This is a genomic window from Paracoccus sp. DMF, assembly GCF_004407025.1.
GTDB lineage: Bacteria > Pseudomonadota > Alphaproteobacteria > Rhodobacterales > Rhodobacteraceae > Paracoccus > Paracoccus aminovorans_B.
Map to the genome: position 1 here is coordinate 1 of NZ_SOKV02000074.1, position 8,228 is coordinate 8,228.

Genomic DNA, 8,228 nt, shown 5'->3' on the forward strand with positions numbered 1-8,228 from the left:
CTGCCGCCGCGCGCTGATGGAGGCGTGGGTGGGACGGGAGACGGCGGCGTTCCGATTGCCACCCTCGCGGCTCGCGCTCGATCCGGCCGACGTGATCCGGCTGGCGCATGACGGCCGCGAGGTGGAATTCCGCCTCGTCTCGGTCGCCGATGCAGAGGCACGCGGCATCGAGGCAGTCCGCCAGGACCGGGCGAGTTACGATCTGCCACCCGGCGATCCCCGCGCGGCCTCGCTGACGCGCGCGGTCGTGTTCGGTGCGCCGGAAGTGGTGATGCTTGATCTGCCGCAGCTGACCGAGGACCAGCCCGCGCATCGGCCTTTCGCGGCAGCGCACGCCATACCGTGGCCGGGCGAGATCGCGGTATTCCGGAGCCCCTCAACGGACGGCTTCGAGCTGGTCACCAGCTTTGGAACGCGGGCCCGGATCGGGACGCTGGTCTCGGGCTTCTACGCCGGGCCTACGTCGCGCTTCGACCTCGGAAATGCGCTGGTGGTCGATCTGCTGACCGGCACGCTGGAAAGCGTCACCGACCTGACCCTCTTCGGCGGGGCCAACGCCATCGCCATCGAAAGTGCGCCGGGCATCTGGGAGATCGTGCAGGCGGGCGCAGCCGAACTGATCGCCCCCGGCCGGTATCGCCTGACCCGTCTGCTGCGCGGCCAGCGCGGGACAGAGGGGGCCATGGGAAATCCGGTGCCTGCTGGCGCGCGGGTCGTCGTTCTCGACGCCTCGCTGGCATCGCTGCCGATTGCCGAGGCCGATCTTGACATCCCGTGGAACTGGCGCATCGGCCCGACGCGCCGCCCGGTCAGCGACGAGACTTATGTGGCGCAGGCCTTCATGCCCGAGGGCGTGGGGCTTCGCCCGTTCTCGGTCGCCCATGTCGAGCAGCCATGGCGCGTCCCGCGCACGCCCGGCGACCTGACAATCCGCTGGACGCGCCGGTCCCGCGCGCTGGCGGCCGACAGCTGGGGCGGGCTGGAGGTGCCGCTGGCCGAGGAACTCGAAGCCTACGAGGTCGAGATCCTCGACAGTGCAGTTGTCAAGCGATCCTTGACAACTGCCACCACCAGCGCGGTCTACACCGCCGCCGCCCAGACCGCTGACTGGGGCGCGCTGCTCGGCCCCGGCGACACGCTCGACATCCGCATCTATCAGCTCTCCGCCCTCGTCGGGCGGGGCGCGCCGAAAACCGTCACGCTGATCTTCTGAAGGCCATCCCATGCCCGACGCCACGACCCATCTCCTGCTGCCCTACATTCTCGCGGCGCAGGCCCAGAAGCACGTCACCCACAACGAGGCGCTGCGTATCCTCGACGGGCTCGTGCAGCTTTCCGTTCTTGATCGGGGCCTGACCGCGCCGCCGGGAAGCCCTGCCGATGGCGACCGCTACCTTGTCGCTTCCGGCGCCACCGGCGATTGGGCCGGTTGGGACCTGAACGTCGCCCTCTGGTCCGACGGCTCCTGGCTGCGCCTGCCGCCGCGCACCGGCTGGCGAACATGGATCGAGGACGAGGCCGTGCTGCTCGTCTGGACCGGTGCAGCCTGGGAGGTCGTGGGCGAGCCGAACGACATCTCGGACGCCGTTTTCAGCCTGATCAACGACACCGATCCGACCAAGAGGGCGGTGTTGTCGCTGTCCGGTATCAGCACCGGCACGACCCGCAGCTACACGCTACCAAACACCTCGTCGGAACTGGCGATCCTGGCGGGCACCCAGACCTTCACCGGCAACAAGACCTTCGCGGGCACGCTGACCGCGTCGGGCACGGTCACGGTTTCGGCCGCGACCGCGACCATCGGCACGGCCACAGGCACCGCGACCTACGGCATGGGCACCGGGGCGACGACCACCGGCCTCACCAAGACCGTGAACCTCGGCACCGGCGGCGCATCGGGGTCGACCACGGTCATCAACATCGGCTCCGCGACCTCGGGCGCAAATGGCACGACGGTGGTCAACACGCCGACCGTCACCTTCGCCAATGCCGTGACGCAGGTCGGCATGCCCCAGGCAAACCTGACCGCCCAGCTTCTGGGCCTCGGCGGGGCGACGGCCGACAGCTATAATCGGCTCTCGGTCAACACGCCCGCGGTCCTGCTGAACAACGCAGGCGCCGGGATCGAGGCGAGGGTCAACAAGGCCGCGCCAGCCAACGATGCCAGCTTCGCCTTCAAGACCAACTGGTCGGCCCGCGCGCTGATCGGCCTACTCGGCAGCGACGATTTCAGCTTCAAGGTCAGCCCGGACGGCTCGGCCTTCTACGAGGCGATCCGGATCGACCGCAGCAATGGCCGGGTCGAGATGCCCGAGCCCGTGGTGCTTCCGGCGGTGAGCGCCGTGCCCACGCCGCCGCCGAGCGGCAAGCTCGCCCTCTATGCCCGCGACCGCGCCGGGGCTGGATGGCTCGACGTCCAGCGCCCCTCGGGCCGCTTCTTCCCGCTGCAGCCGCATTTCGGGGTGAACCGGATCGCGACCTGGGCGCCGTCCTCCGGCACGACCGTCAACACCAACGGCATGCCGCGCACCGCCGTCGGCACGGTCTCCACGCCAACGCTCGCCACCACCAACCTCTCGACCTCGATGCGCCGCTGGCGCGTGACCAGCGCCGCCACCGCCGATGCGGCGGCCGAGGAACGCTCGGCCGGCTGGGTTTGCTGGCGCGGCAATTCGGATGGGTTGGGCGGTTTCACCTACGTGAACCGGCTCTCGCTGGTGACGCTGCAGGCAACCGGCATGGGGTTCTTCGGCCTCTATGGATCGACGACAGCGCTGGCGACGACACTGACGTTGTCGGCCGTGGTGAACTGCATCGGCATCGGCTTCCAGCGCGGCACCCATACGAACTGGCAGCTAGTGCAGAACGATGCCTCCGGCGCGCCGACGCTCACCGATCTCGGGGCGAGTTTCCCGGTGGCGAGCACGACGAACGTCTTGACCCTGACGCTCATCGCTGCCCCGAACAGCGCCGAGATCGGCGTCCGGGTGGTTGAGGAGGTCAGCGGGGCGGTGGTCGAGACCATGCTCGACACCGACATCCCCGGCACGACGCAACTCCTAAGCCCGCGCAACTTCATGAACAACGGCGCGACCGCGGCAGCGGTCGCCTACGATTGCTCGGGGGTGTATGTCGAGACGGATTACTAGAACGAAGCCCCAACTGGCCGCACCAGGTTCTCCATTGTAAATATTTGATTTGACGCAATATATTAATCACCGGACGATTTTTTCCGGTTGGATATTGCTTTAGCACTCATTCCCGCGTCGCTCGAGACCGCCTTTCCCACGCTCGCTTCGAATGATCCACAGCGCAGCTGTTCTTGCGCACGTTTGGCCAGCTAGGTGTTTCTCGAAAAAATGATCTCACAAACCGAATACCGATCGCGGCCGGACGAAAAACAATCGTAGGTCATCCAAATTTTAATAAAGCGGCGAGACACCCATAACGCCTCAGCGCCAGAGCCGGGTCATTGCCCAGTGGCGTTAAACCTCAACGTCTCAAATGGATATATCAAATTCAGTCGTCCCGAACTGAAATCCGCGGGCGTTGGCTCATAGCCAAGATGACGCTGCTTAAGCATCCATACGGTGTCTCCTGGACGAACAATGCTGCCTGCATTCACCTGTTCGCAAAGCTCCGTGTAGAACGGGACGATAAGCTCCTGTCCACGCTCTATCCGCGAGCTCCGCAATCCGCTGGCAGATCGAATGAGCTCGAACATCTTTGGCTCGGCATAATATTGAGCGGCGATCTTCCAGAGGCTTTCTCCTTGTGAGACCACGTGTCTGCGAGGCCGCGGAAAGCGGAGCTCGAAGAGCGCCTTAATTTCAGCGACTTTCATGCCGTACGTCTCAGGTCCAAATTTCGGAAGAATCGAAACACGCTCCGTCAGTTGCAAAGTGGATTCGTTAGCGCCCAGTTGAACAACACCAGACTGCTCGCGCACACGTTGAAAATTCCAAACCGGCGCATTAAGTAAATTGACATCATCAATAAAATCTTGGGCTGTTTGGAAGCCGGCTGCCATTGCTTGATATTCGTGCTTGAACGCGGTGCTGAAAACGTCTGAAGAGAGCGACGCTGACTGCGTATCAAATGCAACTTGCGAGATTACTGGGCCGATTGACCCAAATGCTGCGAATCCAATAAAATCGTAGAACCAGTTGGTGTCCTTCCATTGATTAGTGAGGACCGGCAGTTCCTCTGCTACCGTGAAATCTTCGGCGATTCGCCAAGCTAGGTGCACGTTCGCTCCTGCGCTCCCCACATCGTTTTCATACGGAATCCCAAGAAACGAACCGCAATCACGCAAATCAACACGCGCAGCGTAGGAAGCGACTATCCTGTTGGGAGCCGCGAGACTTACCGAAATGTTCCATATCTTAACGTCTGTTTCACAGCTTCCTCCTCGTTTCGCCTCTATAGCTTGAATGATTCGATTTGCAGATAATCCGTCCGAGGTCAACTGCACCGTTCGCGTTATGCTGACGCGTTCACCAAGTGTAGAGGGTGCTTGACCGCCGGCTGGCAAGAAATCATATGCAATGCGCCTTATCTGCGCGAGCTTGGCTCCTTCACCTTCAGAAACTTCGACGCATTTTCTCAAATTCTCGATCGCCGTTATTGAATCGAACGGCGCGTCGACGACAAGATTAGGATCTTGCTGAGCACGAGTACCAGTAGTACCGATTAGCATAAGAACAATTGCCGATGCGGCGTGGAGGAAGCATCGAGCACCTGAAGTTCGATAAACCTTCATGTCAATCGCGCCTCAGGGTTTCCGATAATGTCCAACAATGCAGCCGTTGCTTGTAGCGAGAACGATCTGCTTGTCATTGACAATAGACGCTCCGTGAACATCCCCGCCAAAGCTCTCCGTAAATATCGGGTTGTTTTCGAAATCTACGGCGGGCGCTAACTCACGATCTGTGAAAAATGTCGCTGGGGCGGTCACTAGGCTCGCCAACACGCTGTTGCCCCAAGTGGTAGGTGTGCCTCGCACGTTAGCCCTCATATTGAGCCGTGTGCGGAGCCCAGCGTTTGGGATCAGTTCTTTGGTTGTTACCAAGCACCCGAAGCCGTCGTTAACTGCGTTCGGACCCGCGCGAATAATGTCGCCGCGTTCACAGACATCTTGTACTTTAATTGGATCGCCACCGAACTCCTTGATCACGTCGTCTTTCCTGGTGAGTGTGCCATTGGGTACGCTACCGCCGGCGTCGACGACGTTCACAAATTTTGCGAGCGGCGCAAGCGAGGCAACGGCTCCAACACCTAGATTGAGGCAGACATCATTATTGTTCGCGCCGCACTCCGCTGAACAATAGGCAATGTCGTCAGCCGCGAGCACTTGTTCCATTGTAACGCCCGCTGAAATTTTCGGCATGTCCGGTTTGGACACTCGCAGCCTGCGATCAGATAGCAGCTTGTACTGATTATCGACGCTGCAGGATTGTCCAGTTGCTGAATCCGTTCGCGCGCACCCCAGAAAACGCGTTTCATTCGGTTCGAGTACGAAATACTGAGTGTCTACTTCTACGGGGCTGTCCACGAAAGTGCTTAGGCGCTGGACACTGATCAGGCGAGACCGCGCCGATTCGTTTCGGACTGCAAAACCCTGCTTCCTCTCACACGAACAAGACACGTTCGTGTCGATGGCGATGGCTGCTCCGAAAGCTGGAGACACATCTAGTCGCGCTTGAACCGTCTCACTTTCATCTTTGTCTAGGAGTGAGCTCACGCCTGCAAGCGGCACCCCGCCTGCAGGAACGCTGTCACGACAACTTCTCGCGACAAAATCGTATACCTTCATCGTAGTATTGTTAAGGACTGGACCATACGATCGACTCGGGTCATTCGTATAATGAAACGAGTTGACGCTGACGACATCCGTCGGAAAATCGAAATGGAGAATGCGCGCTCCTCCGCTCGATCCCTTACCCATGTCGTTGAGCATGCCGCTGGGATTTTCGGTGTCGCGCACACCGAATACATGCACCAGACGCTGGGCGTTGTAGTATTTTGAAGGGTAGCCGACGGCATCGACTCTGTTGTCGGTCACATTGATTGTCATGCCCAAGCCGCCGGGCGGCGCTCCACGGAGCTTCAGCAGCGCGTAGTCATATCTGTAGTCTCCGTTGGGCCAACCTGAAACCATGGCAGCGCATTCCCAGTCGAACTCCTGCGCAAACGAACCCTGATCGTATTGAAGCTTAAATCGCAGGTATACGGGCCATTCGCGCTTCTCTTTATCAAAAATACAATGGGCTGCGGTCAGCAAGACCCCGTGCGGACCGATCAGCTGTGCAGTGCAAGTAGTTCCCCAACCGGGCGCATCAGAAGGATGGCGCATTTCAAGGCGGCCAATGCGGTTGTATGGAGAGGCGCTTATATCCGCCAGCATCACATCACCGTCTTTGAGTGGCACGATTACCGACGTGCTCTCCTCCGGATCAACCGTTCTCTGCGGAGTTTGGCTGGGCGCAAGCGGCTCGGATTGCTGTGAGCCGGGGGGTAAGCTAGGCATCTCTCGGGGCGCAAAATTAAATGGAACCGATGCCGGCAGGATGTCGTGATTGAAGCGGTAAACGAGGTCTTCGTTGCTCCCGGTTGGTTTAATGGCCTCAAATCCTCCCCCGCAACCGAAAAGCAAACCTGAGATCGTCAGCAATGCGCCTATTGCGACATTTCTAGCGGAAACTGCCCATAAGACCATTTTGCTCTCCACAGCAAAACTCACTTAGTAGACCATCGATAGAGTTAACTTGTCAACGTGTTTTGCGTCAGCATAGTGGCTCGGCGCGGCTGGAGTGCTGCGACGCAGCATACTTTAACGAGCTTTCCTCCGTCTTCGCTTGCCCAGCGACAATGAAGGCGTGTGGTAGAGTGCACTACAGTCCGGCGAGATGCGGCAGCCCTACTGACAGTCAGGGTGATAAGGTGGGGCAATATCAATGATTCACGGCCGGAGAAGGTTAGACTTCAGACCCGTCCCCTCCGCCACTTCCCTTCAAGGAATCGTTCTCCCGATCCCGCCGCGGCCGGATTTTCCCGTTGCTTTCGAGGGTTATGCGCGGTTGACTTTGCACTGGCGTCCTCGCTGCATCAGCCGGAATGGTTCTCTAAAGCCCGATATTCTCCGGACCTCTCGACTACTAGCATCCGGTGTAGAGCCCGTAACCGATTGAAAATATGGGGGCAGATCCTCGCGCCACCTGAACACTTCGACGCCGGTGGCGTTCGTGAGATGGAACAGAAATCGAACTCCTGCAGCGAGCTTCAATCCGACAGGGGAAGCGCGTTGAGGTCTGACCGGATTTGTCGCCACCCCGGCATGTTTCGATCGAGGGTGTTCAAGAAGAGCTTGTCGTGTCGCGGTGATACGAAATGGGCCATTTCATGCAGGATGACGTAGTCGAGGGCGGCCAGAGGCTTCTTCGCCAGGTCGAGGTTCAGCCACACCAGCCCCTTTTCGGGATTGCAGCTGCCCCACTTCGTCTTCATCAACCTGATGCCCCACCGCGGTACCGGTACGCCCAGCCGATCCGACCACTTGGCGATGCGGGGAGCGGCCTTTTCCCGCAGCTGTGATCGGTACCACGTCGCCATCCAGCGTGCCATCTGGTCGGGCGTTGAGCCTGCTGGCACCAACATCGTCAGGCGATCCGAAGCGTCTGGCCGAATCGCACAGCGGTTCTTGTCGTTTGGCTGGACCATAAGCCGAAGCGGTTTGCCGAATACAAAATGGGTCTCGCCGGAGACGTACCGGCGTTCGGGTTGTCTCGCCTGACCTTCGAACTCGCGCTGCTTCTTCTTGATCCAGCCCAGCCGGGTCACAACCGCGACCCGGACGGCGTCTTCGCTGATGGCCGGAGGGGCAGCGACCCGCACGCGACCGGCCGGAGGATAGACCCCGATATGCAGGTTCTTGATCGGCTTTCGGACCAGTTCCACCGAAAGCCCGGCGATCTCAATCAGTTCAGTATTCATCATGCGACCGGATGATCTCGATGATGCTGTCCACGGCGTCTTCTGAATCAAGGATCTCCAGCAGCTTCCGCCGCAGCATCCGCTCCTTCATCTTGTTGCCGCGCCATCCCGTTTGGGCCGTGCTCCGGATTGCCTCATCAACCGCCATGGTCGCGGCTTCATCCTGACCGAGATTGTCGTAGAGCGCCTTGCGCCCTGGCGTGGTGAACCGCGCCGGGTTTGCCGGAGGCTCCAAC

General features: G+C 60.2%; 6 protein-coding genes. 2 read left to right on the forward strand and 4 right to left on the reverse strand.

The genetic code is table 11. From position 1 onward, the window contains the following. Both E3D03_RS19450 and E3D03_RS19455 read left to right on the forward strand, forming a co-directional pair. A partial coding sequence (locus tag E3D03_RS19450) for a phage tail protein (RefSeq protein ID WP_263568328.1) occupies positions 1-1,213 on the forward strand: 1,213 nt, incomplete at its 5' end. Positions 1,214-1,223: 10 nt separating this feature from the next. Further along, the gene (locus E3D03_RS19455; protein ID WP_263568329.1) at positions 1,224-3,149 is read left to right on the forward strand and encodes a DUF2793 domain-containing protein; all 1,926 of its coding nucleotides are present in this window, start codon (positions 1,224-1,226) and stop codon (positions 3,147-3,149) included. Positions 3,150-3,469: 320 nt separating this feature from the next. Here the strand turns inward: E3D03_RS19455 and E3D03_RS19460 are convergent, their stop codons facing one another. From E3D03_RS19460 to E3D03_RS19475, 4 genes are all read right to left on the reverse strand, one after another. After that, the gene (locus E3D03_RS19460; protein WP_263568330.1) at positions 3,470-4,762 is read right to left on the reverse strand and encodes a LysM peptidoglycan-binding domain-containing protein; all 1,293 of its coding nucleotides are present in this window, start codon (positions 4,760-4,762) and stop codon (positions 3,470-3,472) included. 12 nt (positions 4,763-4,774) lie between these two features. Continuing rightward, positions 4,775-6,742, reverse strand: coding sequence for a trypsin-like serine peptidase (locus E3D03_RS19465; RefSeq protein WP_263568331.1), 1,968 nt, complete (start codon positions 6,740-6,742; stop codon positions 4,775-4,777). 539 nt (positions 6,743-7,281) lie between these two features. Continuing rightward, positions 7,282-7,992: a M48 family metallopeptidase gene (locus E3D03_RS19470; protein WP_263568332.1), complete on the reverse strand. Its 711-nt coding sequence runs from the start codon at positions 7,990-7,992 to the stop codon at positions 7,282-7,284. Beyond that, positions 7,982-8,228, reverse strand: a 247-nt coding sequence (locus tag E3D03_RS19475) for a hypothetical protein (RefSeq protein WP_263568333.1), incomplete at its 5' end; no start/stop codon positions are given. The genes E3D03_RS19470 and E3D03_RS19475, both read right to left, overlap by 11 nt.